This window comes from Cobetia sp. QF-1 (assembly GCF_002213105.1).
Taxonomy (GTDB): domain Bacteria; phylum Pseudomonadota; class Gammaproteobacteria; order Pseudomonadales; family Halomonadaceae; genus Cobetia; species Cobetia crustatorum.
Map to the genome: position 1 here is coordinate 352,466 of NZ_NBVS01000004.1, position 26,301 is coordinate 378,766.

At 54.3% G+C, this 26,301-nt stretch carries 22 protein-coding genes; 10 read left to right on the forward strand and 12 right to left on the reverse strand.

Annotated features, from left to right (window positions below; translation table 11 throughout):
- Positions 1–35 precede the first annotated feature (35 nt).
- A complete protein-coding gene (locus tag CFN46_RS09990; RefSeq protein ID WP_024950868.1) occupies positions 36–1,076 on the reverse strand; it encodes a hypothetical protein in 1,041 nt (346 codons plus the stop codon).
- A 463-nt stretch (positions 1,077–1,539) separates the two neighbouring features.
- Here CFN46_RS09990 and CFN46_RS09995 point away from each other — a divergent pair, with 463 nt between their 5' ends.
- Genes CFN46_RS09995 through CFN46_RS10010 form a run of 4 tightly spaced genes read left to right on the forward strand, consistent with a single transcriptional unit; the run spans position 1,540 to position 4,959 of the window.
- Positions 1,540–2,706, forward strand: a complete 1,167-nt coding sequence (locus tag CFN46_RS09995; protein WP_024950869.1) for an FAD-dependent monooxygenase — start codon at positions 1,540–1,542, stop codon at positions 2,704–2,706.
- On the forward strand, positions 2,703–3,536 hold the full coding sequence (locus tag CFN46_RS10000) for an alpha/beta fold hydrolase (RefSeq protein WP_088743420.1): 834 nt from the start codon (positions 2,703–2,705) through the stop codon (positions 3,534–3,536). The genes CFN46_RS09995 and CFN46_RS10000 overlap by 4 nt, the downstream gene beginning before the upstream one ends.
- A 15-nt stretch (positions 3,537–3,551) precedes the next feature.
- Positions 3,552–4,304, forward strand: coding sequence for an Asp/Glu racemase (locus tag CFN46_RS10005; RefSeq protein ID WP_024950871.1), 753 nt, complete (start codon positions 3,552–3,554; stop codon positions 4,302–4,304).
- Positions 4,305–4,314: 10 nt separating this feature from the next.
- On the forward strand, positions 4,315–4,959 hold the full coding sequence (locus CFN46_RS10010) for an N-carbamoylsarcosine amidohydrolase (protein ID WP_024950872.1): 645 nt from the start codon (positions 4,315–4,317) through the stop codon (positions 4,957–4,959).
- 155 nt (positions 4,960–5,114) lie between these two features.
- On the opposite strand, the gene CFN46_RS10015 is transcribed toward CFN46_RS10010, so the two are convergent.
- Positions 5,115–5,594 (reverse strand): MarR family winged helix-turn-helix transcriptional regulator, encoded by a 480-nt coding sequence (locus tag CFN46_RS10015; protein ID WP_084487933.1) that lies wholly within the window; start codon positions 5,592–5,594, stop codon positions 5,115–5,117.
- Between the two features lie 349 nt (positions 5,595–5,943).
- On the opposite strand from CFN46_RS10015, the gene CFN46_RS10020 reads away from it, so the two are divergent.
- The 4 genes from CFN46_RS10020 to CFN46_RS10035 all read left to right on the forward strand — a co-directional run bounded on the left by CFN46_RS10020 (position 5,944) and on the right by CFN46_RS10035 (position 13,219).
- Entirely contained in the window at positions 5,944–8,223 is a 2,280-nt protein-coding gene (locus CFN46_RS10020; protein WP_088743421.1) for a molybdopterin cofactor-binding domain-containing protein, read from the forward strand.
- 541 nt (positions 8,224–8,764) lie between these two features.
- Positions 8,765–10,525, forward strand: a complete 1,761-nt coding sequence (locus CFN46_RS10025) for a cytosine permease (RefSeq protein ID WP_088743422.1) — start codon at positions 8,765–8,767, stop codon at positions 10,523–10,525.
- 147 nt (positions 10,526–10,672) lie between these two features.
- Positions 10,673–12,148, forward strand: coding sequence for a mannitol dehydrogenase family protein (locus CFN46_RS10030; protein WP_088743423.1), 1,476 nt, complete (start codon positions 10,673–10,675; stop codon positions 12,146–12,148).
- Positions 12,149–12,454: 306 nt separating this feature from the next.
- Positions 12,455–13,219: an SDR family NAD(P)-dependent oxidoreductase gene (locus CFN46_RS10035; RefSeq protein ID WP_088743424.1), complete on the forward strand. Its 765-nt coding sequence runs from the start codon at positions 12,455–12,457 to the stop codon at positions 13,217–13,219.
- Positions 13,220–13,304: 85 nt separating this feature from the next.
- Here the strand turns inward: CFN46_RS10035 and CFN46_RS10040 are convergent, their stop codons facing one another.
- The 6 genes from CFN46_RS10040 to CFN46_RS17740 all read right to left on the reverse strand — a co-directional run bounded on the left by CFN46_RS10040 (position 13,305) and on the right by CFN46_RS17740 (position 19,807).
- Complete coding sequence (locus CFN46_RS10040; RefSeq protein WP_088743425.1) at positions 13,305–13,892, reverse strand: GNAT family N-acetyltransferase; 588 nt, start codon at positions 13,890–13,892, stop codon at positions 13,305–13,307.
- Positions 13,893–14,147: 255 nt separating this feature from the next.
- A complete protein-coding gene (locus tag CFN46_RS10045) occupies positions 14,148–14,426 on the reverse strand; it encodes a PAAR domain-containing protein (RefSeq protein WP_088743426.1) in 279 nt (92 codons plus the stop codon).
- 90 nt (positions 14,427–14,516) lie between these two features.
- Entirely contained in the window at positions 14,517–15,551 is a 1,035-nt protein-coding gene (locus tag CFN46_RS17440; RefSeq protein WP_141103653.1) for a DUF6708 domain-containing protein, read from the reverse strand.
- Between the two features lie 8 nt (positions 15,552–15,559).
- The gene (locus tag CFN46_RS10050; protein ID WP_088743427.1) at positions 15,560–18,346 is read right to left on the reverse strand and encodes a T6SS effector BTH_I2691 family protein; all 2,787 of its coding nucleotides are present in this window, start codon (positions 18,344–18,346) and stop codon (positions 15,560–15,562) included.
- Entirely contained in the window at positions 18,343–19,272 is a 930-nt protein-coding gene (locus CFN46_RS10055) for a DUF4123 domain-containing protein (RefSeq protein WP_176426453.1), read from the reverse strand. The genes CFN46_RS10050 and CFN46_RS10055 overlap by 4 nt, the downstream gene beginning before the upstream one ends.
- Before the next feature lie 10 nt (positions 19,273–19,282).
- A complete protein-coding gene (locus tag CFN46_RS17740) occupies positions 19,283–19,807 on the reverse strand; it encodes a DUF2345 domain-containing protein (RefSeq protein ID WP_369597145.1) in 525 nt (174 codons plus the stop codon).
- Between CFN46_RS17740 and CFN46_RS17745 the strand changes: the two genes are divergently transcribed.
- Entirely contained in the window at positions 19,787–20,074 is a 288-nt protein-coding gene (locus CFN46_RS17745) for a hypothetical protein (RefSeq protein ID WP_254918456.1), read from the forward strand. The genes CFN46_RS17740 and CFN46_RS17745 overlap by 21 nt on opposite strands.
- On the opposite strand, the gene CFN46_RS10060 is transcribed toward CFN46_RS17745, so the two are convergent.
- The 3 genes from CFN46_RS10060 to glaH all read right to left on the reverse strand — a co-directional run bounded on the left by CFN46_RS10060 (position 20,036) and on the right by glaH (position 24,432).
- Positions 20,036–21,880 (reverse strand): type VI secretion system Vgr family protein, encoded by a 1,845-nt coding sequence (locus tag CFN46_RS10060; RefSeq protein WP_254918457.1) that lies wholly within the window; start codon positions 21,878–21,880, stop codon positions 20,036–20,038. The two genes, CFN46_RS17745 and CFN46_RS10060, sit on opposite strands and share 39 nt — an antisense overlap.
- A gap of 277 nt (positions 21,881–22,157) precedes the next feature.
- Positions 22,158–23,399, reverse strand: a complete 1,242-nt coding sequence (gene lhgO / locus CFN46_RS10065) for an L-2-hydroxyglutarate oxidase (RefSeq protein ID WP_088743512.1) — start codon at positions 23,397–23,399, stop codon at positions 22,158–22,160.
- A 70-nt stretch (positions 23,400–23,469) separates the two neighbouring features.
- The gene (glaH, locus tag CFN46_RS10070) at positions 23,470–24,432 is read right to left on the reverse strand and encodes a glutarate dioxygenase GlaH (RefSeq protein WP_088743429.1); all 963 of its coding nucleotides are present in this window, start codon (positions 24,430–24,432) and stop codon (positions 23,470–23,472) included.
- A 229-nt stretch (positions 24,433–24,661) separates the two neighbouring features.
- Between glaH and csiR the strand changes: the two genes are divergently transcribed.
- Entirely contained in the window at positions 24,662–25,345 is a 684-nt protein-coding gene (csiR, locus tag CFN46_RS10075) for a DNA-binding transcriptional regulator CsiR (RefSeq protein ID WP_088743430.1), read from the forward strand.
- Between the two features lie 40 nt (positions 25,346–25,385).
- On the opposite strand, the gene CFN46_RS10080 is transcribed toward csiR, so the two are convergent.
- Entirely contained in the window at positions 25,386–26,288 is a 903-nt protein-coding gene (locus CFN46_RS10080; protein ID WP_217897811.1) for a LysR substrate-binding domain-containing protein, read from the reverse strand.
- Positions 26,289–26,301 lie beyond the last annotated feature (13 nt).

Sequence of the window (26,301 nt, forward strand, 5' to 3'; positions counted from 1 at the left end):
CGCAGGACTCCTTGGTCGCCACTGCTTAGGCGAAACTACTTGGGCGCGACTACCTTGCCTTCTTCCACCATGGCAACACCATCAAGGAAAACGGAGCAATGGCGAAGCGGAATGTCCATGTGACAAGGCGTATTGCGTGGCCCACCGACTTCGGTATTGGGACCCGTGGAGAACAGGAAATTACCTTCGAAGGCACGCGCATCCATTCCGATAGCATCGTTCTTGTCGTGCAACCCCAGTGCCGTCCATTGAGCTCTCGGCTGCAAGCCCCAGCCAATATGGGAAAACGCGTAGACATCAGGGTCCTTGAAGTGGGCCATGTACTCGCGCAGATACTCGGCATCAAAACCGCCGTGAATCCGATGAATGAAACCTTCACGAATTTCCAACGTGATCGGCTTTTCGCGTACATAGGTCTTGAAAGGCAGCAGAATATCGCCGATATCCACCACGATCGTTCCCTCTGCCGTGCTTTCATTCGGCCATGAGAACAGGAATCCGCTCGGCCAGTGATCCCAACGCCCCGGTTCATCAGCGAACCCGTATTCACTGACCACGGGGTATTGCCCGAGACTGGCCGTGAAATTCGTCCCTGCCTTTGACGTCACGCTGAACGTGGACGCCCCCCTGAAAACCTTCGCAGCCGCCTCGACACGACGCTTGTCCTCTTGGGTTGGCAGCATCCGTGCCAGCATCTCGGGGGGCTCTACCGCCAACAAGATCCGTGTACCGGACTTGAGAATGGCTTCTTGCTCAGGCGAGTGAAGCAACATCATGGTGTCGACCACCAGGTCTGCGGCCATCAACGCCTGTTGGGCCGCGGGATGATTGGTCAACGCGGTGTGCCCCACATAGGCAGTCAGATCATTGCCGACGGCGGTTCGATGATTGAACGACGATAACTCGACGATATACGCCTTGGCCCCCAGTCGCTGCGCAGCCTCCATGGCGGCGGTCACGACCATGCCGTTGGAATAGTGACTTTTCAGTACCGCCACACTTTGAGTGTCGTCAATTTTCGATAGCGACAGCACATGCTCAAAATGTTGCGTTAGCTCGCTCTGACTGACTGGCATCTCTCACCTCTCTGTCATCCGGATACGGGTGGCACCTGACGCCTCATGCCCACGCTTGGTGCATCGCATGGAAAATCCTGTCCATCACGGTGCATTACCATGCCCAGAAAAATAGTGTGTACGCTCATAAATTCCAATGAGTACAACATATAGCATTGGATCAAAGAGATTGGCAAGTCTTGACCAATAATTTGATAAAACCGCCACACATAGCATTAATCGGCACATTATTGCCGATGAATCATCAAAAAATTCGCAAAATACGACTGGTACAAATGTGCGAATACTTTCTTGACCTTCCCATTAATGGTGTATACGTTGTTTTTACATCATCAACACCCTAGTAATACATCCGCCTCACATCCCTTCTGAGAGCGACCAGACACCCTGGTTTCTCACAGGGCCAATCCTGCATCGCACGCCGGACGGTCTACCAATAAAAAAACCAAGAGGAAACGTCGAGATGACACAGAAACCTACCATTGCCGTGATCGGCGCCGGACTCGGAGGCGCTGCAGCTGGCGCCCTGCTGCAACAGGCCGGCTATGACACCAAGGTGTATGAACAAGCGGCAGCATTTTCTCGACTGGGTGCCGGCATTCACCTCGGTCCCAATGTAATGAAGGTGATGCGACGCATCGGAATAGAAGAAAAACTGAACGCGATGGGATCGCACCCCGACTACTGGTTCAGTCGTGACGGAAAGACGGGCGATCATCAGTCACGTATTCCGCTCGGCAGCGTTGCGCTACAGGAATATGGTGCGGCGTACATCACCGTGCACCGTGGTGACCTGCATGAACTCATGGTGAGCACTCTTGACCAGGAGCGGCTGCATTTCGACAAGCGTCTGGTCGACATAGACGAGACCGGAAACAAGGTCGTCATGACCTTCTCCGATGGCAGTATCGAAGAGGCCGATATCGTCATTGGAGCGGACGGCGTGAACTCGCGCATCCGCGAAAAACTGCTGGGCCCAGAGGCACCGACCTACAGTGGCTGGGTCGCGCATCGCGCCATCATCTCGGCAGAAAAGCTCAAGGCTTACGATCTCGATTTCGAGGCGTGCGTGAAGTGGTGGTCAGAAGATCGGCACATGATGGTCTACTTCGTGACAGGCGATGAGAAAGAGTACTACTACGTGACAGGCGTGCCTGAACCCGAGTGGAATCATGGCACCTCTTTCGTCGACAGCTCTCGCGAGGAGATGCGAGCCGCCTTTGCAGGCTACCACCCGACAGTCCAGGCACTGATTGACTGTACTGAGACGGTCACCAAATGGCCCCTCCTCGAACGCAACCCGCTGCCCACGTGGCACGAGAATCGACTAGTCCTCCTCGGCGACGCCTGCCATCCCATGAAGCCCCATATGGCGCAAGGGGCTGCCATGGCAATTGAAGATGCTGCGATGCTGGTGCGCTGCCTCGAAGACGTCGGTGCTCACCAGTATCAGGAAGCGTTCGAGCTCTATCGCACCAACCGCTTCGAACGTGCCTCACGCGTGCAACAGGTCTCTCACGACAACACCTGGCTACGCCATGACGAAGATCCTGCCTGGGTATTCGGGTATGACGTCTATGAGGTGCCGCTCAAACAACCAGCCTCTTCTCCCAAGGAGCATGTCGCATGAACAGCACCTACCTGTATGGCGCCAACGTTCAGGCCAATGGCATTCGTCAGCACTACCTTCGCTACGGGGGAGGAGACGCCGCGGTAGCCGGTGGCGCACCACGCCAGGCACTGATTCTCGTGCCCGGCATTACCAGCCCCGCCATCACCTGGGGATTTGTCGCAGAGCGCCTCGGGCGTCACTTTGATACCTATGTACTGGATGTGCGAGGACGCGGTCTGTCTTCTACGGGCGCTGAGCTTGAGTACGGCATCGATACCTGTGCAGACGATCTCATCGCCTTCATTGATGCCCTGAAGCTTGAAAACGTCATTCTAGCCGGACATTCCATGGGCGCACGATTTGCCATCCGTGCGAAGACACGAGGAGCGAAAGGTGTCAGCAAGCTAGTACTGATCGACCCGCCCGTCTCAGGCCCGGGTCGCCGGGAGTATCCCAGCAAGCTGCCTTGGTATGTCGACTCTATTCGTGACTGCACTCTCGGCGCTGACATCGAAACCATGCGCGGATACTGCGCCAGCTGGAGCGATGACCAGTTGCAGCTGCGCGCCGAATGGCTTCATACCTGCTTCACCCCGGCTATCGTGCAGGCCTTCGAAGAATTCCACTCGGTGGACATTCATCAAGACCTGCCCGATATCGAGGTGCCGACCTTGCTGATGTGCGCCGGTAAAGGCGGCGTGATTCAAGAAGAAGACAAGACGGAAATACAGAACCTCATGCCGAATATCCGCATCACCTTGGCCGAGCACGCGGGCCACATGATCCCCTGGGATGATTACGAAGGCTTCTTCGAGGCCTTTGAAGACTTCCTCGGCCACCCCCTCTAAGCAAGGATATTCGTCATGACCAAGACCTACCGTATCGGCCAGATCGTCCCGAGCTCCAACATCACCATGGAGACGGAAATTCCCGCCATGCTGACAGCACGGCAACTCATTCGCCCTGAGCGCTTCACCTTCCATTCCAGCCGGATGCGCATGAAGACCGTTGCCAAGGAAGAGCTGGCAGCGATGGATGCCCAGTCCGATCGCTGTGCACTGGAGCTCTCGGACGCAGCGGTCGATGTCATGGGCTATGCCTGTCTCGTCGCCATCATGTCGATGGGGCCTGGGTATCATCGCGAGTCTCAACAACGCTTGCGCCAGTGCACTGCCGACAACGGCGCGGAGACCGCGGTCGTGACCAGTGCCGGTGCACTGGTCGATGCGCTGGAAGTGCTAGGCGCCAAGCGCGTCGTCGTCGTTGCCCCTTACATGAAACCGCTGACGGAAATGGTCGTGAACTACATTCGCGAGGAAGGGATTGATGTGCTCGATTATCGGGCGCTGGAAATCCCCAACAATCTTGATGTTGCTCGTCATGATCCAGACAACCTGCCAGCGATCGTGGCCAGCATGGATGTGAGCGAGGTCGATGCCATCGTACTCTCGGCCTGTGTCCAGATGCCGTCACTCTCGGCCGTGGCCAAGGTCGAGGCGCTAACGGGCAAGCCGGTCATCACTGCGGCCATCGCGACGACCTATGCCATGCTGAAAGCGCTGGAACTGGAGCCGGTAGTCCCCGGTGCTGGTGCGCTACTGTCTGGCGCCTACTGAGGAGACTGGCATGCAATCCTTTGATCAAGACACTGCGGCAGCAGACAACTACAAAGGTGTCTGGGATGGACGCCTGGGCTTTGGCAGCAAGGCGGCCTTGCTGGTCGTCGATTTCATGCAGGGCTATATCAAGCCCGAGTCGCCTCTCTATGCCCCTGGCGTAGTGGAAGCCGTGGCGAGAATGCCAGCATTGCTCGCATGTGCTCGCGATACCGGCACTCCCGTCATTCACACCAACATTCTCTATCAGGCACCTGACCAGCGTGATGGTGGCATTTGGGTCAAGAAGGCGCCCGTCATGCGCGCCATGGTGCCCGGCAGCCCCTATGTAGAATTCTGCCAGGAGGTTGTGCCGCAAGATGACGAACTCGTCATCACCAAGCAATATGCCAGTGCCTTCTTCGGCACCTCGCTGGCCTCCACGTTGGTGGCAATGGGCGTGGACACTCTCATCGTGGTGGGCTGCTCTACCAGCGGCTGCATTCGCGCCACTGCCGTCGATGGTGTGCAGCATGGCTTCCGGATGATGGTGGTACGTGAATGCGTCGGTGACCGGCATCCCGCGCCTCATGAAGCCAATCTGTTCGACATCGACAGTAAATATGGTGACGTCGTATCACTGAAAGAGACGCTTGAGCACTTGCAACAAGCGTGAATGAGCATGCCCAGCCATGATGCGCTGGGCATGCTTGTCGACAGATTCTCGGCGATACCTGAGCCCTCTCGAGCCTAGGTCCTCACTAGGCTGAGCCCTTGCTAGATCGAGCTCTCACTAGACTGAGCACCGAACACGACGCCGATGACTCATGACTAGGGTCTGTTCATCTTCTCAAGCAGATGCAGCAACGCGATGCGCTCAGCAGAATTGAGCTTGCTCATGGTCTGATCAGTAATCTGGTGCGCCACCGGAATCATGCTCTCGACCAATGCTTCGCCGGCTTCGGTAATCGCCACCATGACCTTGCGTTGATCAGCGGGATCCGTCGCCAGTGTCACCCACTCGCGCGCCTTGAGACGCTTGATGACTCCGCGAATGGTGGCAGGATCAATATCGGTCGCCTTGACGATATCCGTCAGTGAACTGGCCCCTCGCTCCATCACGGTACACAGCGTCACGAACTGAATAGCCGTCAATTGCGAATCACTGCAGTGACGCTGAAAGATGGCCGTATGACGTTGATACGCCTTGCGCAGCAAATGGCCAACCTGCTCGGAAAAATCATAGCCCTGCTCTGCTGGAGTCGGATGCTCCGTGCCGGGCATCGTCTTGTCCTGTCTGTCGATCGTCATAATGCATCCTTGAAATATACGGCCCCGACTAGTGGCAGGTATCCCGTCTGGCAATGACTCAAGAAGGGGATCATACCAATATAATGAGGTGTACACCTTAACAACACGGTGTGACCAGTGTGCGACAACCACATCATCAACAGCTTGAAAGATTGACTATAAAAGAAAGTATCTGGATATTAATCTCAAGTCATCTGGCAGATTGACCCTCGATATTCATCATGTATACACCATGAATAATGACCTCGGCACCTGAAAGAAGGGACTGGCATGACGAGTAGCGGTCAGCGACTGATGCAAGACATTGACAGGCCATCACCTCATATCCAACCACCAACAGGGACTCGACATGACTCGCCCATCAGTGCCAGACCGCCATGCACTCCTCACCAGCACTGATGTACTGGTGGTCTACCGTGACCCTGTCATTCCCCCCAGGCCTGCCCCTGGCCAGCCCGGCACACATTCCGATTTCGTTCCTCTCGAGCCGGAACTCTTCATTGCGATACTCGAGGATGGTTACGTCATGGCCTTCAATGGTCATGTCGATCTGGGTACCGGCATTCGCACCTCACTTGCCCAGATCGTGGCCGAAGAGCTGGAAGTCCCCTACGCACAGGTCAGCATGGTGCTGGGCCATCCTTTTGAGGTACCCAACCAGGGGCCGACCATTGCCAGCGCCACCATTCAGATCACGGCTGCTCCCCTTCGGCGCGCGGCGGCCCAGGCTCGAGAATATCTGCTGGATCTGGCCGCGAAACGCCTTGGCGTATCTCGCACGACGTTGCGCTGCTCCGGCGGTCGAGTGCAGTCAATACAGCCCTCGCAGGCGCCACACGCCAGCACTCACGGTATCGCGTATGGCGAGCTGCTCAAAGGACATCGACATGCCCTCAAGCTTGAGGAGCAGGTCACTCTCAAGCCAGTGAGCGACTATCGAATTGTCGGCAAGCCGACACCACGCGTCGACATCCCCGAAAAAGCCATGGGCCAACTGACCTTCGTTCACGACATGCGACTGCCAGACATGTTGCACGGAGCTGTCGTTCGCCCTCCTTATATAGGACATGATCGCGGTGACTTCATCGGCCACAGCCTGATGGATGTCGATACTCAATCCGTGATGGGCATGCCGGGGCTGGTAGATATCGTGGTCATCGGTGACTTCGTGGGTGTAGTCGCGGAGCGCGAAGAGCAAGCGGCTGCCATCGCGAACAAGCTCAAGACAGAATGGCGACGCTGCGAGGACCTTCCAGTGCTGGATGACATCGCGCAAGCATTGCGCGCACTGCCCGCCAAGCACCGCCCTTTGCTGAAAGAGGGGAATGTCGAAGACACGCTGAACACTGCCAGCCACTCACTGCAGCGTACCTATCTATGGCCTTATCACTTGCATGCCTCCATCGGCCCTTCCTGCTCACTGGCCAACTATCGTGATGGCGAGCTGACGCTATGGTCAGGCACTCAGAATCCTCATAGCTTGAGAGCGGACCTCGCTCGGTTGTTGGCGCTGGATGAAGGGAAGATCACGATCACTCGCATGGAGGCCTCTGGCTGCTACGGTCGCAATTGTGCTGATGATGTCGGGGCGGATGCTGCCCTGCTCTCACGTGCGGTGGGCCGCCCGGTCCGCGTCCAGCTGACACGCGCGCAGGAACATGCCTGGGAACCCAAGGGGGCCGCTCAGCTCATGACGGTCGCGGGAGCGATCGATGCAGACGGCATCCCTATCGCCTATCGCTTCAATTCACGCTATCCCTCGAATAACTCACCGACCCTGGCACTCCTGCTGACCGGCGCCACCACGCCCAGCGACCTGCCCTTCGAGATGGGCGATCGAACATCCGTACCGCCCTACCACTATCCACAACGCGACATCAGCTGCGATGACGTGCCCACTCTGGTGCGCGCCTCCTGGTTACGCGGCGTCTCGGCCATGCCCAATACCTTTGCCCACGAGAGCTTCATCGATGAGCTGGCATACCTCGCCAAGCAGGACCCGGTTGCCTATCGACTCAACGCACTCACGGACTCGCGTGCGATCGAACTCTCCATGCGTGTGGCGACACGCGCAGGCTGGGAAACACGCGTTGCGCACTCTGCCCCTGCCGGAAGTGTCGATGACGATGGCTGGCTGACAGGACGAGGATTCGCCTACGCCCAGTATGTGCACAGCAAATTCCCGGGCTTTGGTGCGGCACTCGCCGCATGGGTCGTCGAGCTCAAGGTACATCCAGAGAGCGGCCGCATCGTCATCACTCGACTGACTGTCGGGCAAGATGCAGGACTGATGATCAACCCTGACGGTGTCCGCCACCAGGTGCATGGCAATGTCATCCAGACGCTTAGCCGGGCCCTCAAGGAACGCGTCAGCTTTGAACATGGCCTGCCGACCAGCCGTGAATGGGGCAGCTATCCCATACTGCGCTTCTCCGAGATTCCCGACATCGATGTCATGCTGCTGGATCGACCGGACCAACCACCTCTGGGCGTCGGAGAATCCACCTCACTGCCCGGCGCTCCCGCCATTGCCAATGCGTTGTTTGATGCGACAGGCATACGCTTCTTGCAGCCTCCGTTCACTCCTGAAGCAGTGAGAGAGACGCTGAAAGAAAGATTGAACACATAATAGCCTGATGCTTTTACCTACCTCTCCCCGGCAGAAAGTAATGCCCCCCGCCCACCTGTCACGTGAATCAGCATCGTTGCGAAATGATCCTTGAGGACAGCCGCGGATGACTGTGCGATCACTGGGGCCAGTACGCATCCGCGCATTTTGCAACGGCATTACTCTTGTCGTTTCTCTTGGCATTGGCCCCTCTTCATACGTAAAAAATGACCGAATACGTGCCAATGACCAGATGTGAGGGATTTTTTCTTTGCTGAATCGTGTCATTGATTCATATTGGCTTTCGCTATAAGCCCCGTGTCATGGGAGATGCAGCGGCTTCGACATACCATGAAAGCGCGATATTCTGGCGACATAGCCCAAAGTTCTAGCACGAGAGCTTTGCGTTTTCAGAACCATTCGCCGATCATTTGCACCGACACTGAGTAATTTGATCGTTTGGTTGACGACTTATCCTCGTCATTGCTGGTTTGAACGCCATCGCACTTACGTGACGCCTCAGGTAGGAGCAGCAAGATAAGCCGTAAAAAAGGAGCCAAACATGGCCAGTACTGCGCCAGACCTGGATCGGCAAATCGCCCAGATGGACGATGAACTACTGCCGGTACCACGTCACAAACTGCATCGGTGGCCGCACTTCGCCGGTCTTTACGCCGCCGAGCATGTCGCCGCTACCGAGTTCGTCATCGGTGCAACCTTCGTTGCGCTCGGTGCCGGAATATGGGACATCCTGTTCGGCCTGCTGATCGGTAATGCCCTGGCCGTTCTCAGCTTCTGGTTGATCACGACGCCGATCGCCATCGAAACGCGTCTCAGCCTCTTCACCTATCTACACCGTATCGCCGGTGATTCGATGTCGCGCCTCTATAACTGGGCCAACGTCATCATCTTCACCGCCATCTCGGCGGCGATGATCACTGTCTCAGCAACGGCAGTGCGACTTCTGTTCGATATTCCCGCACAGACTCAGGCGTATCCGACCAGCTTTGAGTTCATTCTGCTTGCGTTGTCCGTTGCCGCCATCGTGGTACTTGTCGCGGTTTATGGCTTCAATGCGCTAACCGAATTCGCCAGCATCTGTGCCCCGTGGTTGATGCTGATGTTCACCATTGGCGGCCTAGTGCTATTGCCAGAACTCGCTGAGTCCGTGACCGGCAACACCAGCCTGACCAGTTTCTCGAATTTCATTGATGTCGCAGGCAGCACCGTCTTCACGGGTATCAATTCCGATGGTGAAGCCGGCATCGGCATCTGGGAAGTCATTGGTTTCGCTTGGGCTGCCAATACCTTCTCTCATTTCGGCCTGATCGACATGGCGCTGCTGCGCTATGCCAAGCGCATGCGCTCTGGCCTTGCAACAGGCACTGGCATGATGTTCGGCCACTACGTTGCCTGGATTTCTGCTGGCCTGATGGGCGCTGCGACTGCTGCCGTTGCGGGTATCAGCATCGAAGTGCTGGAACCGGGTGAGGTTGCTCTGCACGCCCTTGGCGCTGCCGGCTTCGTGATCGTGGTTGTCGCTGGTTGGACCACCGCCAACGCCAATCTCTATCGCGCAGGTCTTGCCGCTCAGTCCGCGATGCCCAACCTGTCGCGCAACAAGGCAACATTGGCCGTCGGTATCTGCGTGGCCGTGCTCAGCTGCTTCCCGTTCGTCTATCGCAGTATGTTGCCGCTGCTGACCTATGCTGGCCTCGTACTGGTCCCGGTCGGCGGTATCATCTTTGCCGAGCACCATCTGTTCCCAAAACTCGGCTTCAGCCGTTACTGGGCACGCTACAAGGGCCTCAAGCACAACGTACCGGCACTGGCGACCTGGGGTCTTTCGCTGATCTTCGGCTTCAGTCTGGAGACGCTGGATCTGATTCCATTTTATTACTTGTTCCTGCCGACCTGGTTCGTGTCTATCGCCCTCTACACCGTGATGGCCAGGAAAGCAGGTGCTGCGGCGTCCTATCCGGAAGCTGAAGCCGCAGAGCAGGATTTCCAGCAGCGCGTAGAAGCACTGCACGCCAAACAGGCAGACACGACGAACTATGCGCCGATCAAGGACACCTCCGGCTTGACCAAGGTCATCAAGGCCATCTGGATGGTATTGGGGCTCGCAGTTCCTCTTGTCCTGGCGCTTCGCGTGCTGCTCGGTAGCCCGGACATGGCGACCTACGAGGCAAATCGTCAGATGTTCTATGACGTGACGATCTGGTGCACGGTGATCTACTTTGCATTCGCCTACTGGGAGCTTCAGCGCGGCAAGGCGCTATTCAACAATCAGCCTGCCAAGCAAGCACCCGCTACTAGCTGAGTCGACAACGTGCCAACAGGCAAATAGACAGGCCAGCGGCGAAGGTAGTCCCAAGACACCGGGCTACCTTCGCCGCTGGTCGTTAGTACCGACGACTTCTTTACCTCTTTTGACCCGACCGCGATACGCGGCAGGAGACCTCCCCCCATGACTCGTCTCTCCAATGCCAGTCTGACTCAGCTGGACGCCAAGGTAGCCACCCCGACCTATGATCGTGCTGCGGTCAGCACGGGCATCGTCCACTTCGGCGTGGGCGGCTTCCATCGTGCACACCAGGCCATGTACCTCAACGAGCTGATGAACCAGGGCAAGGCACTGGACTGGGGCATCGTCGGTGTCGGCGTGATGCCGGGCGATCGCCGCATGCAGGAAGCCCTGTCCTCTCAGGACCACCTCTACACCGTCGTGCTCAAGCACCCGGACGGCAACTACGAGCCGCGCGTGGTGGGCTCCATCATCGATTATCGCTTTGCACCGGATTCCCCGGATGCCGTGATCGAGCTGATGGCCGACCCGGCGATCCGCATCGTCTCGCTGACCGTCACCGAAGGTGGCTACAACTTCCACCCGGTCAGCGGCGAATTCAATCTCGAGAACGCCGACGTCCAGCACGACCTGGCCAACCCGGGTGAGGCCAAGACCAGCTTCGGCCTGATCACCGAGGCCCTGGCACGTCGTCGCGAGCGCGGCGTCGCCCCCTTCACCGTGATGTCCTGTGACAACATCGAGGGCAACGGCAACGTCGCTCACAAGATGTTCACCGCCTACGCGCGTGCACGCGATGCCGAACTGGCCGCCTGGATCGAAGCCGAAGTGCCCTTCCCCAACTCCATGGTCGACCGCATCACGCCGGTGACCACCCCGGATGACATCGAAGAGCTGTCCTCACGCTTCGGCGTGGAAGACGCCTGGCCGGTGGTCTGCGAGCCCTTCACCCAGTGGGTGCTGGAAGACCACTTCGCCAATGGCCGCCCGGCCTTCGAAGACGCCGGCGTGCAGCCGGTGGAAGACGTCGAACCTTATGAACTGATGAAACTTCGTCTACTGAATGCCGGCCACCAGGCGCTGTGCTACTTCGGCTATCTGGCCGGCTATCGCTACGCCCACGAAGCCTGCAACGACCCGCTGATCGTCGACTTCCTGCTCGGCTACATGAACGAGGAAGCTCGCCCGACGCTGGCCCAGCTGCCGGGTATCGATCTCGATGCGCATTGCCGCACCCTGATCGAACGCTTCGCCAATCCGGAAGTGAAAGACACCCTCGCCCGTCTGTGCGCCGAGACGTCTGATCGCATTCCGAAGTTCCTGATTCCCGTTGCCCATGCACAGCTGGAGAATGGGGGTGAATTGCGCCGTACCGCGGCTGTCGTGGCCAGCTGGGCACGTTACGCCGAAGGCGTGGATGAGCAAGGCGAAACCATCGACGTGGTCGATCCGCTCAAGGAAGAGTTGATGGAGCGTGCCAGCCGTCAACATGATGAGCCGACCGCCTTCATCGATAACCGTGAGCTGTTCGGCGATCTGGTCGACCAACCGCGCTTCCGTGATGCCTACCTCAAGGCACTCAAGAGCCTGCACGACAATGGCGCTCGCACCACGCTGGAAATGCTGGTCGCTTCCTGAAATCGCTGATACCTGATGATTGACGAAGTTCAGGATATCGCGCGAGTTTGACAGCGGCAGAACGTAAAAAAGCGAGACAGGCTCAGGCCTGTCTCGCTTTTTTATTACTATCCCGCTTGCGACTCATGACAACGACTTTAGCCAACTACTCATGAACACACGTCTCAGGTAGTCTTGATTTAGCCTTATCTAACCTACCTTGGACTTCATGAGTCTGCGCGGATCACACGAAAGACAATGAACCACAGGATTACAACCATACACGGAAGGCTCTAGCTTCACGTGCCATGGAGCAGGAGTCTCAGCATGAGTGTATTGACCACCTTCACGCTATACGGCAAGACAGCCATCGTGACCGGTGCCAGTCGAGGTATCGGTGCCGCCATGGCTATTGGGCTGGCAGAGGCCGGTGCCGATATCATCGGTGTCAGTGCCAGCATGTCGGAGCGTGGCGGCGAGGTAGGTGAACGAATTCGAGCACTAGGCCGCACATTCACCGGTATCGCCTGTGACTTTTCAGACCGCACAGCCATTCATCGCTTGGCTGAACAACTAAGCACTACACAGGTCGATATTCTGATCAACAATGCCGGTACCATCGAACGTGCTCCAGCCATCGAACACTCCGATGAACTGTGGGACCGCATAATCGATATCAACCTATCCTCCCAGTTCATCCTGACGCGAGAAATCGGCAAACAGATGGTGACTCGCGGTAACGGCAAGATCATCTTTACCGCCTCACTACTCTCCTTCCAGGGTGGCATCACCGTACCAGGCTACGCGGCCAGTAAAGGCGGCATTGCTCAGCTCACCAAAGCCTTCGCCAATGAATGGGCAGCCAAAGGCGTCAACGTCAATGCTATCGCTCCCGGCTATATCGCGACCGACAACACTGATGGCCTGCGCCGAGACGCGGAACGCTCACGCGATATTCTCGCGCGCATCCCTGCCGGACGCTGGGGAGCAGCAGAAGACTTCAAAGGCCCTGTCGTCTTTCTGGCATCAGCCGCCTCAGACTATATGCATGGCACTATCATGACCGTCGATGGTGGCTGGATGGCACGCTGATCATCAGCATCGCCCAGAGAGACAACCAGACAGCGTGCTTCCGCACTCCTCTCTGTTTACTGGGCGGCAGAATACGAGCAGCGTCTTAGCTCGCTTGCTCAAGCCGCCCTATCAGATTGGCTTTCACCATCGGCCATTCACTGGCAATGATGGAATACGCTGCAGTATCTCGCACGGTGCCATTGGCCATGATCCTGTCGGATCTCAACACACCATCCAGCTTTGCGCCCAAGCGCTCAATGGCACGACGACTCTGCTGATTCAAGACATGCGCGCGGAACTCGACACAGACACACCCAAGCTGCTCAAACGCATGCCGTAGCAACAACAGCTTGCACTCAGTATTCATTGGCGAGCGCTGTACCGCTTTACGATACCAGGTAGAGCCGATCTCCAGACGCCGATGTTCTTGGCTGACATTCATGTAGGTCGTCATACCCACCGCCCTGCCCGTTGCGACATCCAAGATTGTGAATGGCAACATCGTCTCCAGCGCCAATCGGCGCTCGATCTCCTCCGCCATCCCGGCACTGTCCGGAATACTGGTATACCAGAGACGATGCAATTGCCCATCGGCAGTGGCCTCCACCAGATCATCATGATGATCGTGAGATAGCGGCACCAACGCGACATACTGCCCTTTTACCGAAAAGGGCTCCGGCCAGGTAACCATGACAGACTCCTCAGTCAGCTCTCCACGGCGGATGAGTAGAGAGAACAGAAGGTCAGTACACCACCAGGCCCTCACAGGAGACAACTCCCACCTCTCTCTTCATGCACAGCAGATAACCCTATTGAGGGGCATGGCTTCACGCGTCTTCTCACTGACAACCCGACCGGGGGATTCATATAGGGCCAAAACGAAAAATCCCGTAGCCAGGCCTACGGGATCATCGAAAACAGATACCTCAATGGTGAGTTCAAGGGTTTACCCCAAGCCGTGGGTACCACTCGCCGCTGAAATCAACGTCGCACCACATGAGGTATGGCAGCCATGAAATGCGACAGGCTTGCCATTCAGGCTGATCGTTGGATGCCCCTCGATAATTTTGCACTTGCTGTGGCCATCCTTGGGGCACACCACAGTATCGCCCACGACGGCGATTGGCTTGCCCTCCAGCAGATAGTTGGACTGGGCAGACACCACCTTACCGCCATGAGTCGTGCTATCACCGAGCACGATAACGCCGTCACCGGAACTGAACATAAACACCTACATAATTAATCGATTATTATAAAAACCTGAGTCAAACAATAGTAATTTATAGACAGAGTCAATAACTAGGATTTCTCTATATTATAAAATATAGTATACATTCAGGCCACCCCAAATTATTAACGACGTGGTGATTACAGCCCCGAAAATAAAACATATTAGCGGCCATGTACTATCTATAAAATTCAGAGAGGTATTTTCATTCTGACGTATACTTAGCTTAGCAACTCTATTATCAAGACTATCCTTAGGCCATTTAGGAACTGTACTAGTAATTATTGACAATCTTCTACCTAACACGAAAAGGCAGCTTATTGGTGATGTTATCAGTTGTAAAAGAGGGTAGCTACTTATTGGTGCCATTGTCAATACAACACTAAGTCTAAATTCTTCGGCCTTAGTGTCAATAGGGAGATAATGCCTAACGTTACGAGAAAGCATGTTATGACTAGAACTATCCTCCATATATAGCCGAACAAACTCCCAAAAATTTATTGCATCATTCTTCGCTTCTGAAAAGCTTCCCAAAGAGAATGTTTGCTTTACCAGCTTACGGTCACTAGACAAAACATGTACACAAATCTCATAATGATATGATGCTGAAGGATGTATAGAGAAAGGGTGCCTTGCTCTCTTAATAAAAATAAACGCATCATCCCAGCTCGTCTCAACATATCCACCTTTAGGTAATAAAGAAAATATTTTTCTCTTATTATAGTCAAATCTAATTGGATAGTGTGTTTTCTGAAAAAGCTCTAAAGAGAGTAATCGAATTGTTATATAAAAAATAGGTAAATGTATAACTACTGCAAAAATTAGAAACCATATCGCAGATGGATCATTATTTTTTACTGTCCCATATGTTAAAACGGAGAGCATCAATATTAAATATATTGAAAAACAACAGCCTGCAAAAGTTACTAAACCCTTAAATACATACCATTTATCTATTATCTCTAAATATGAATCATTGACTTTAATTATGTTTAAATTATCTCTAGGACTATCGCTAGCTTTGACATTACGATCAAGCTCATTAGTTAATTCATCATCAGACAATTCTCTATTAAGTTTGTGAGCAAAAAAACCTTTTTTTTCTAATCCTAAAAAATCCATATTATCGCCTATTTATTTATAGATTCAAAGTTCAATTGCTGCTCATTCAAACTACTAAATCTATCTTCTTTATTATAATCTCCGAAGTAGGAACGCCCAATCCATGTCTGAATTTTGTCATCAGTCCAAATTACTATAAAAATATTTGCAAGTATAAGAACTAGGAATGCTATTACTGCCCATCCAGTCCAACTTAAACCTAAAAGAGTTGTAGCAGCTCCCGCACCAATTCCAAATCCGGTCGCGACAGAGATTGCAATTGTTACAGTAATAAATGATGCGATACCAGAGACCGCTGATATGATATAAAGGCCAGCTGTTACATAGTCGCCTTTTTGAGCAGACTCATAGCCTGAAAATATATCGAGTAGTGAAAACAATAAAGCTGATACTAAACCTAAACCGAATGTGGCATATGTAAGGAACGTAGAAACAGCTTTAATTAATATAATGGAAGCCGATTTAGCCAGAGATGCTAAGCCAACAATAGTTAGATTGACAAGATCAGCTGCAGCGGAAAAAATCCCAGCTGCTATAGCTTTGAGCTTTCCTTCTATATATATTCTGTTCCCCTCACTAGTTGCTGTAACTAGTGCTTTACTTTGTTCTATATAAGCTGCCTGACCAACAATCATAGTAATCATTGTCACTAGAGCACTAGAAGCTCCATGACCAAAGCCAGATTTGATACTATCGCTTATACTTTTATTTTCCACATCGGATATTTTTTGAAATACACTCCTTTTAGCTAGATTTAATAAGTCTTGTTCTGTCAATTCTACTGCTGCCGCTTTTAGTACAAATCTATTATAAGTAACGGAAAAATTAAATTTACCAGCACCTGTTGATACATCAGATCTACCTGTGCGACGAGTCCATACATCCATCTTATACTTAAAGATTTGAGGATTGATACGCTTAAACTCTGGATTAATATCTACCATAGCTAATCTAATTGATTCAATTAAATCGCTCACATTTCCATTACGTATAGTAACCTTATCCACCGGCATACCTGCAAAGGCTCCTAACATTTTATGTATAGGGCTGCTTACAATAAATTTTTTAGATGCCATGCTTTTAACAAGTGGTGACGTAACAGCACCCAACATCGCTGCAATACTATTTTTTACAACTGGGGATTCTTCAATAGCTGCATTAAACGTATCAATCAAATTAGTCCAAGGAAGAGTTATAAACCCACGATCATCATAACTAGTATTCGCCTTAGACACAAACACTTCTTCTCTCAATACTTTATTGTTTAAGCAAAGAGCATTCATAACATAGTTACTATTATCTATCTGAGATGAATTCAGCCACTCTTCATATTTCAGATGATGCAAACCATGTTGCTGAGTATCTGATATACATTTCAATACGACAGCCGTATAAGATAAACCCGACTCAATAACCAAGTCGTCATAATTGCATGTTAAATTGTTTTCTATCAAATCTGAAATAATCCAGCTATAGTGTGCTTTTATTAACGGTGCGATTTGTTTTTTTTCGAAAATCTTAACCTGCTTCTGATATACTTCATTTTTCCAGCTATCACTTTTTAATGTTTTCTTCCCACTTTTGTCATAACTACTTCTTATTCTATTCTCATAATTGCTCCAATCATCCTCCATCTTCTCTTTTAAATCTTTAGTATCAATATTATTTACTGCATCACTTATATGCTTTTTCCTAATATTTAAATTATGATCAGTATCAGCATACATTCTTGCTCCAGGCCCACCACCATGCATAGCATAAATACGATCGCTTGCTCTTAGATTTGAGGATTTTACTTCATCAGATATATAATCGTATACGGTCTTCTCATTAATAGCTTCTTTAAAGCTTCCAATCAATGCATGCGTTTGTAATGGCCATGATCTATCAGGCTCAGCCATAAATTCTTTAACTTTTATAGAAATGAGCGGAGCTATATCTGATGTTATACCCACAGGATCATCCAAAGCTATCATAACAGCAGGTACGTCATCTACAGACTTACTTTCTGCCCAGCTCACTAAATTATCGACGTCATCAGCTATTCCATTCACTGGATCCAAGCTAAATTCAAGACCAGTCTCATCTATGGAATCTTTGATTTGACTATCTGACAGCTTTTCAATCGATGCTTCAGCAACATATTGGGATATTGTACTAATTGAAGAAGCATGACTGGCTTGTCCGCCGCGCCATTCAGCAAGGGAGAGTTGGCGCATCTGATCATGTCGATGAGTCGATGTTCCTTCTATGACTGCGTTTGTAGCATGCTCATGCCAGACCCGGTTTGTCCAAGCAGTATCAGAAAAAGCAAGATAGATATTATCGGCGTTGGCAGCATCCGGTATGGAAATACAGCGCCCTGGATATTGATGTGCGGAGTTATTGGCAGCACAAGAAAATTCTACTTTACTAGACGGAGTCTTAAGCTTATTGCTGACACCTTGTGTCGGATTTGCAGGATCCATTGCCACCAGCAATGAATGCTCTATCTCTTTGACATAGGCATAGAGATATCCCTTCTCGGTGACCACATAACCCGACCATGTCCCCGCCGCTTCGTTGTAGACGTAAAGGAAGCCAGCACGCATCAAACGTAGTGTGTAGTCCTGCCCGTCGGGCAACGTCGCGACATCTGTCACTCCTTCACCGAAGGGGCCATTGACGACTGGTGCGCGTGGCGCAGGGATCTTGCTGTCAGTGCGTGCGATGGCGTAGCGCACTGGCAAGATAGGCAGGCCTTCTCCACGGCAGAATGAACAATTGGCGATGGATGTCGTGTCGTCGGCGCTCATGGGGCCTCCTTGCGGGTAATGCGGGAATTCATGTCGGCTGCCAGGCGTTCCAGCGTGGCAGCGTCGAGATCTTTGCAGGCTGTGATGTAGCTGCCGCCTTGCTCACGAATGCGGTCAAGGCGGGCACGCAATTCTGGATGGGCGTGAATATCGGGATGGTGACAGATAGCTTGTTCGACGTAGCGTTGGCAGTCTCGATCACTGGCCAGCGGGATGTTCCTGGCGTTCACTATCAGGTTATCAACCCACTGCCAGAGTGCGGGAGCTTGAGGTTGCTGTGGTGCGAAGACTTGCAGATTCATCAGGCAGGCATTCAGCAGCGTGATGCGATCGATCTGCGTCCACTGCTGTGGCTCCAAAAAGAGATAGCTATAGCGCGCTTCGGTATCCGCTTGATAGCGTCGCCGATACCACTGACCACCCTCCCCCGGCCAACACCAGGCGGAGATAGGCCCAAGCAAACGATCCAATTGATCGTCTTGCCATTGCCAACACAGATGACGGAACACGAGGGGGTCATAAAAACGCAGCCACCAGCGACGCGAATCTCCCTTGCGCCGCTGTACAAGGTGCTCTTGTAGATGTGTCGCGACGCGCTCAGTCGAGGCTTGCGTTTCCAGTAGGGCACAGAAGAAGGCACTTCCTCGTTTTTGGTAACGCTCAATACGTGTCGTCAGTGCATCTCGTTGATCGTCGGAGAGTTCATGCAAGCGCACCAGTCGCGGCATCAGATGCGGGCGAATCTTCGCTGCGGCATTTTCCAATGGCTGTGAGGGCAAATCACTCCAGTCCATCTCTTCCACGGTCAATGGATTGAGCAAGGCAAACCGATGCTGTGCCACTAACTCTGACAATGGCTCACTGGCCTTATCAGTGGCTTGCACGACTCGGGAGTCTTCTCTCATATCACTGATGACATCCGTCATGCGATTCCCCTCACAGTGCAACGGCGCCGGCATTGTCATCATCGGCTCCTGTCATCTGTGTCTCACAGCCGCCTTCCGGTAGCTCCGGCATGCTGGCCTCCATGCTCGCCGGCCCACCAAAGCTGTGTTGCGCGCCTTTGACGTCCACCAATCCCGGACCATGCACTTCGATGTTGCCACCACTCAGGCGGAGATAACCGCCGCCGCTGGAAAGCAGAATCTCGTTCTTGGCCTGGAGGGTGACAGCGCCTTCGGTGGAGGTGATGGTCATGCCTTTCTCGGAGGTCAGTTCCATCGCGTCGCTCTGCGCCTGCATTTCCACCTTGCCGCGTGCGGCAAACAGCTTGATGCCGGCACGTTGCACGAACAGCGAGAACTTTTCGGAGAGCGAGGCAATCAGACTGCGTCCGGTGGCCAGGTTGATGTCTTCGCCACTGGTGACGCTGAGCGAGCGGCCCTGTGCCAGGTGCGTCGATTCCGGCGTACTGGTGGCGATGCCGGCAGGTGATGTGAGATGCAGCCAGGGGGCATTCAGGCGCGCCGCCTGCCCTCGCCCGCCATTGGTAGCGCTCTGAGCGGAGCTACCGTCAAAGCGGCTACCGCTGTCATCGGCGCCATAGGTGCCTTGGGTATCGTCACTGGCCTGCTTGATCTGCGTGCGCGCCGCGAGCGCCTCGGCGTTGTGGCTGGTGGCGCTGTCGCTGAGCGTATTGGCCAGCTGATAGGCACTGGCGAGCTGCTGTTGCGCAGGAGAGAGATCCAGCTATTCGCCACTGGCGGCGATCTGGCCCCAGCTACTTAGCATCAGGCCGCTGTTGGCACGAATCGCCCCATAGGCGTCCGAGCGCAGCTCGAAGCCTGTACCGCGGAAGCTGCCGCGCGTGTTGCCCTGCTGGTGGATCAGATAACCGAGGTTGAGCTGGGACTTCTCGTGCTCCGAGTTCAGGCGCACGCGCTCCTGATCGGTCGCATCATCGAATACCAGCTCGTTGTACTTGTTGCCGCGATAGGTCTTGCTCTTGAGGCCAGAGAGCAGGCCATTGGAGTGCCATTGCGGGGTCTGGTCGCCGTTGTAGACGCGTCCGGTGATCAGCGGACGATCCACGTCGCCTTCGAGGAAGTCGACGATGACTTCCTGGCCGATACGCGGCACGAACACACTGCCCCAGCCAGCACCGGCGTTGGGTTGCGCGACACGCAGCCAGCAGCTGGCGTCGGCGGCGCCCTTCTCGCTGCGGTCCCAGTGGAACTGGACGCGCACGCGGTTGAGCGAGTCGGTGTGGATCTCTTCATTCTCAGGCCCGACGACAATCGCCGTCTGCGGGCCACCCAGATTGGGGCGCGGGTGATCGAGCGACGGACGATACGGCTGACTGAGGCGCTGGCTTTCGAAGTCGATCAGGTACTGACCGGTGCCGACATCGGCGTAGTCGTCCTGCACATCACTCTCAAGGCCATGCGCCTGGCGCGCCTCGGCCATGCGCGCCAGCAGGCTGCCCGGCAGCGCCTTGAGGTGCGCCGACACCGGCAACGCATTCTCGGCGCAGACGGTCAGGCCCAGCACCAGGAATTCGCGCTCACTGGAATCGCCGTCTTCATGGCGGGCGTGCTGGCTGAGTTCGAACCAGCGGCCGACCTTCAACTGGCGGGTACCCCCGGCGCCGTAGAAGCGCTTGGCGCGGGATTCATGGGCCTCGAGGCGATTGACGGTCAGGCGTTCGCCGCGCGAGTGATCATCGAAATAGTACTCGCCGGGATAGTCGTAGACTTCCTGCTCGCTAAGGTTGCCTTGATCGGTGCGCGTGTCCTGACCGGAGCGTTTCTCCAGGCCCGGCTGCTTGTAATCAAACGTCCCGAGGCTGACGCGGGTCGGTTGCTGCTGACGGCGGCCGCTCCACTGGGTGATGGAGTCCTCAAGCTCGGTGGCATCCTGACGGTGGAAGCGGATGACCTGCGGCTCGACCGGTGCGCAGGTCGCGACATCGTCGGTGATGACGAGGCGGTGGCCATTGAAGTCGCTGTCATCAGAGGCGTGTTCGAAGTAATAGAACAGCCCTTCCTGCTCCATCAGGCGATTGACGAACTGGAAGTCGCTTTCGCGATACTGCACGCAGTAGCTGCGCGCCGGATATTCGCGGCGCAGATCCAACCGCCAGCCACCCTGGGCTTCGCCTTGCGCGATGGCGTGGTTCGAGAACACCGACTCGATCACCTCGACGGCAGTGAGGTCCTGGAAGATGCGGCTGTCGCGCCCGAGCTTGAGCATGGCCATCCACGGCACCAGCGTCAGCTGGTAATAGAAGACGCCACCGTCCTCACCGAGCAGCGCCGCCGATTCGACCAACCCGGAGAGTTTGCGATAGTCGCCATTCGCTTGACGCACTGACAGCACAGCGGACTGCGCCATCAGCGTCTTGAGTTCGATATCGCCGTTTTGTGAGATGCAGTCAAGCGTGTAGGCGAAGGGCCGTGAGAGGCGCTCTTCTGCCACCAGACGATGAGGAATGAAGTCTGCGTCACTCATCTCCAGAGTGAGCAGGCGCTCATTCTGACTCAGTGAGATATCAAATGACGACAGTAAAGAATCCAGCACCCATGAATCCGACATATTCAGCGTCCCTGGCATTTAACGTAGGCGGTTGCCTGGCTGCGGATGACCATCCTTGGTTCTCAGCTAGGTCATACAGCATATAGTAATAGATGCATTTAGTTAATGGAGCATCCAGGGTAAAGGGTGCTGCAAAGCTTGATAAATCCCCATACTCAGCCGCTATTGAATGGCCTCAATAGCGGCTGAGTATGGGACGCCACCTCTTGGCTCGGCGGAGGGTTGAAGCAGATAAAACCCGCCTTCGCGATTGGTGATAACGGGCCATGGCTGACGCTCAGGAAGATAACGCGCCGGTAGAGGACATCGAGCCAATCTCGGTAGACGGAGTCAGGTGTTCAATCACACGTTCGACAATATGTGCCCCGATGGGAATAGCGGAGGTTGCTGCTGGTGACGGTGCATTGCAGACGTTGATGGTGCGGGCTGTGTTTACAAACACGAAATCTTCGATCAAACGTCCCTCACGAGATACGGCCTGGGCACGCACACCCGCGGGATAAGGTGTCAAATCACTGCGCGCAATGCTCGGGCAGTACTTTTGCACATTCTTGAGATAACCCCGTTTGAACAACGAGTTCTTCATCTCGGTAAACCCGGGACGCAGGTTGTCGCGCAACATTTTGCGAATCCCTGCATCTCCTAGCATTTCGGTCATGTCACTCAGAGAAATATCCCGCTTGCGATAGCCCTCACGCTTGAGCGCAAGCACCGCATTCGGCCCAACCGTGACGGTACCGTCGATCATTCGAGTCAGATGTACGCCAAGAAACGGCATTGAGGGATCAGGGATTGGATAGATCAGGTGATTGACGATCCGGTTGTGCTGCTCTGGCAGCAGATAGTACTCACCACGGAAGGGGCAGATAGTGAAATCAGGCTCGATACCGAGCATACGCACCACCCGGTCGGCCATCAGTCCGGCGCAAGACACCAGATGACTCGCACTGAAGTCACCCTGAGAGGTGGTGACCACCACCGCGTCCTCGCGCTCCTCAATTGACGTCACTGCCGCCTGATAGCACACCTCGCCACCGGCCTGTTCAAAAAGCACCGCCATGCGAGCCGTCACCTTGGCGTAATCGACGATGCCGCTCGAGGGTACGAAGATAGCACCGATACCTTGGATATTCGGCTCACGCTCACGTAGCTGTGCGGCATCAAGCCATTCACGAGTCAGGCCATTGGCTGCCGTGCGCTCCCACAACGCTTCCATGCGCTGCATTTCCAGTGCATCGGTGGCGACCAGTAGCTTGCCGCAGGACTCATAGGGAATATCGTGCTCGTCGCAGAAAGCCTTGGTGGCGATATTACCTTCAAGACAAAAGCGCGCCTTGAGACTGCCAGGTGTGTAATAGACACCTGCATGGATCACACCACTGTTGTGGCCAGTCTGATGCTGCGCGGGGCTACTTTCCTTTTCCACCACCAACATCCGTCGGTCGGGATAGGTCTTGATAAGCTGCATGGCGGTCGACATACCCAGAATACCGCCGCCAATAATGATGAAGTCGTACACCGGCACCTCACAGGATCAATAGAAAGAAACAGTCATTCGGGTCGAGCAACGTGACATGTCGTCCACTAGATCAGCCATGCAATGGATTGGCCAGAGTCTGACGGTCGGTAAAGTAGCCGCGTTGGCGCATTAGCTCACGACGCAAATCCGGATGCGGTGTGAAACGATCTCGCCCGTGCAGCCAGAAATGATTGTTGAGCAAGAGGAAGCTGCCTACAGGGACGGGGACTGATAACCGTGCGGAACTGCTTTCCAGTGACTCGGAGAGATCCGTCAGCCAATTACCCTCTTCAAAGTCACGCGGCTGTACGAACTGATCGATATACGACATCACCGGGCGTCCGTGCGCATCCAGCGCAAAGACGGCATGAAAGACATCCTTGCCGATATTCTTGCTGGGCGGTGAAGACCAGCGCATCTCGCGACGCGCGAGTGGGTGGTTGAAGAATTGTGGTAGCTCAGCCCAGTCATCCAGATGCAACAATAACGAGTCACCGCCCTCCATGTGCTGCTCATCGAGCTTCATCATCAATACATAGTCGGTGTCCTGCTCGACGTAGGTACCATCGTTGTGCAGCTCCATCACACGGTGCGGCTGGCGTAGATAGCTGTCGGACTCATCAACATTCTTTACTGCGAAGCGCGCATAGTACTGGCCGCTCATGGCATCAAAGTTGGAACGCCCGAAGCAGTGCGCTACAGCGGTTGCCAGCTTGACCATATCATCAGCTTGCTCAACGCGGTCGAGACTGCTTGGTGTGACCAGTAACCCACCGGTCGCACGGTCCACCATCGCATTGATCAGTAATGGCCGGAGGGTGTTGCCACACAGCTCATCCAACACCCGTGCGGCCCGAAAGCGCAGCATCGACTTGTACTCTAGCGCCTGCACCGGCGTCTCCTCCATCGCCATGGCGAAAGCCGCGACGACCTCGGTATCGAGTGTCAGCGCCAGTAGTCGAGATGATTGATCAGACGTCGTGATAGTGAAGCCCTGTGGGGCAAGATCGGTCAATCGAGTTGAAATGGTCATGATGATATCTCCTGAGTTCCGGCGGGCAGCGCCGCGAGCATGTCAGCCACCTCGACGAGGAAAAGTGATTCTTGCGCTGACACTCTAGAAAATATCTACATTTTGTAAAAACATCAAAATTAATCTCTACTAGCACTGCCAATGACATTCTCATTGCCTCGAACCTCGATTCACACACGACAGCTTGATTGGGTATCATCGCCCCACCCTTGCTGTCCGGATCACTACCATGCCTGTATCTTCACGCCCCAATCTCGCCATCAGCGCCTATCAGCAGATAAAGCAGGACATCATCCGGGGCGTACATACTCCCGGTGAAAAGCTGCTGATGAGTCGCCTCAAGGCACGCTACGAACTGGGTACCGGACCATTGCGCGAAGCGCTGTCGCAGCTGGTAGGCGAACGCCTCGTCACGGCAGTCAGCCAGCGCGGTTACCGTGTAGCACCGATGTCGGTGAAGGAACTCAAGGATATCTATGACGCGCGGGCCAATCTGGAAGGATTGGTTCTGGAACTGGCCATCGCGCGGGGAGACGATGACTGGGAGGCTGACATCATTGCCAAGGCGCATACACTCAACAAGGTCATCGAGATCAATGGTCCAGAGCAGATGCTGGACGTATGGGATGCTCGTCACCAGAGTTTTCATACGGCCATTGCAGCCGGCTGTCGCTCACCTCATCTACTACAGGCGCGCGAGTCGCTATTCAATCAGGCTGAGCGCTACCGGCACTTGTGGTTATGCCAGACGGTATTCTCGCCACAAGCACTGGAAGCCAAACGCCATGAACACGACGAGCTGGTAGAGGTGATCCTGTCACGCGATGCCAAAGGCGCCGGCGAACTCGTCCGCGCACACCTCATGACGCCAGTGCCTCTGATTACCGCCTTGTTGGAATCTCAAGCCGGCTAATTCTTTCAATCGGGTCAGACATGTTCGCTCAAATCGAGCTTCACTCATTTGAGGTTTCCCAGGACAATAACCAATCCGCAAAGCGACTGACCTTGGGATCATGCTGCCCTGAGGGCACTACCACATAATAGCCACCGCACCTCAAGGGCGAGGTGCTTGCGACCACCAGCCGTCCCTCAGCAAGTTCTGGTGCCACGAAATAACGCGGCAATATCGCTAATCCAAGCCCATGCAAAGCCGCTTCAAGAACAAACTGAAAGTGCTCCAACCGCTGCCCTGGTAATGCATTGCACTCTCTGATCGACAGCCCCGCTGCTTCCAACCACAACTGAGTGGAAGACTTCATCAACGGTGAATGCGCCACGTGATGGAGAATCGGGTAACGCAGAATATCCTGTCGTTCGATGACAGGACCTCTCTCTGTCAAAAGGTCCGGTGTGCAGACGGCAAGTAGTTCACTGGACATGAGAAAGCGTGCATCAAACCCTGGCCAGTTGCCCTCTCCAAAAAGAATGCCGACATCATAGCCTTCGTGACTGTCATACAGCCGGCGCAGATCGTTCATGATCTCGAGCTCAATCTCGGGATTGAGTCCGGCATAGGACTTGAGTTTTGGCAATAACCAGCGAGAGGTAAACGAAGGTTCAGCCCCGATACGCAGATGACCAACATGACTGGTACGCACATGATGAGTTGCTGTTTCCAGGCTCTCGAGCAATGGCAAGACCTCATGAACATAGGCCTGCCCCAACTCATTGAGCGTCAGCCGCTGTCGAGAACGCGTTACCAGCGGGCAGCCCAGAAACTCCTCCAGATTCTTGATCTGGCGGCTCACGGCACTCTGGGTAATATTCAGCTCTTCGGCTGCACGTGTAACGCTGGAAAAGCGTGCGAAGGCGACGATGCACCGAAGAGAGATCATGCTGGGGAGCTGTCGTTGCATGGTAGGTCATGAC

Excerpts from the sequence above, each read along its gene's own strand:
- CFN46_RS09990 (WP_024950868.1), bottom strand. The coding sequence starts at position 1,076 with ATGCCAGTCAGTCAGAGCGAGCTAACGCAACATTTTGAGCATGTGCTG.
- CFN46_RS09995 (WP_024950869.1), top strand. The coding sequence starts at position 1,540 with ATGACACAGAAACCTACCATTGCCGTGATCGGCGCCGGACTCGGAGGC.
- CFN46_RS10000 (WP_088743420.1), top strand. The coding sequence starts at position 2,703 with ATGAACAGCACCTACCTGTATGGCGCCAACGTTCAGGCCAATGGCATT.
- CFN46_RS10005 (WP_024950871.1), top strand. The coding sequence starts at position 3,552 with ATGACCAAGACCTACCGTATCGGCCAGATCGTCCCGAGCTCCAACATC.
- CFN46_RS10010 (WP_024950872.1), top strand. The coding sequence starts at position 4,315 with ATGCAATCCTTTGATCAAGACACTGCGGCAGCAGACAACTACAAAGGT.
- CFN46_RS10015 (WP_084487933.1), bottom strand. The coding sequence starts at position 5,594 with ATGACGATCGACAGACAGGACAAGACGATGCCCGGCACGGAGCATCCG.
- CFN46_RS10020 (WP_088743421.1), top strand. The coding sequence starts at position 5,944 with ATGACTCGCCCATCAGTGCCAGACCGCCATGCACTCCTCACCAGCACT.
- CFN46_RS10025 (WP_088743422.1), top strand. The coding sequence starts at position 8,765 with ATGGCCAGTACTGCGCCAGACCTGGATCGGCAAATCGCCCAGATGGAC.
- CFN46_RS10030 (WP_088743423.1), top strand. The coding sequence starts at position 10,673 with ATGACTCGTCTCTCCAATGCCAGTCTGACTCAGCTGGACGCCAAGGTA.
- CFN46_RS10035 (WP_088743424.1), top strand. The coding sequence starts at position 12,455 with ATGAGTGTATTGACCACCTTCACGCTATACGGCAAGACAGCCATCGTG.
- CFN46_RS10040 (WP_088743425.1), bottom strand. The coding sequence starts at position 13,892 with ATGGTTACCTGGCCGGAGCCCTTTTCGGTAAAAGGGCAGTATGTCGCG.
- CFN46_RS10045 (WP_088743426.1), bottom strand. The coding sequence starts at position 14,426 with ATGTTCAGTTCCGGTGACGGCGTTATCGTGCTCGGTGATAGCACGACT.
- CFN46_RS17440 (WP_141103653.1), bottom strand. The coding sequence starts at position 15,551 with ATGGATTTTTTAGGATTAGAAAAAAAAGGTTTTTTTGCTCACAAACTT.
- CFN46_RS10050 (WP_088743427.1), bottom strand. The coding sequence starts at position 18,346 with ATGAGCGCCGACGACACGACATCCATCGCCAATTGTTCATTCTGCCGT.
- CFN46_RS10055 (WP_176426453.1), bottom strand. The coding sequence starts at position 19,272 with ATGACGGATGTCATCAGTGATATGAGAGAAGACTCCCGAGTCGTGCAA.
- CFN46_RS17745 (WP_254918456.1), top strand. The coding sequence starts at position 19,787 with ATGCAGCCAGGGGGCATTCAGGCGCGCCGCCTGCCCTCGCCCGCCATT.
- CFN46_RS10060 (WP_254918457.1), bottom strand. The coding sequence starts at position 21,880 with ATGTCGGATTCATGGGTGCTGGATTCTTTACTGTCGTCATTTGATATC.
- glaH (WP_088743429.1), bottom strand. The coding sequence starts at position 24,432 with ATGACCATTTCAACTCGATTGACCGATCTTGCCCCACAGGGCTTCACT.
- csiR (WP_088743430.1), top strand. The coding sequence starts at position 24,662 with ATGCCTGTATCTTCACGCCCCAATCTCGCCATCAGCGCCTATCAGCAG.
- CFN46_RS10080 (WP_217897811.1), bottom strand. The coding sequence starts at position 26,288 with ATGCAACGACAGCTCCCCAGCATGATCTCTCTTCGGTGCATCGTCGCC.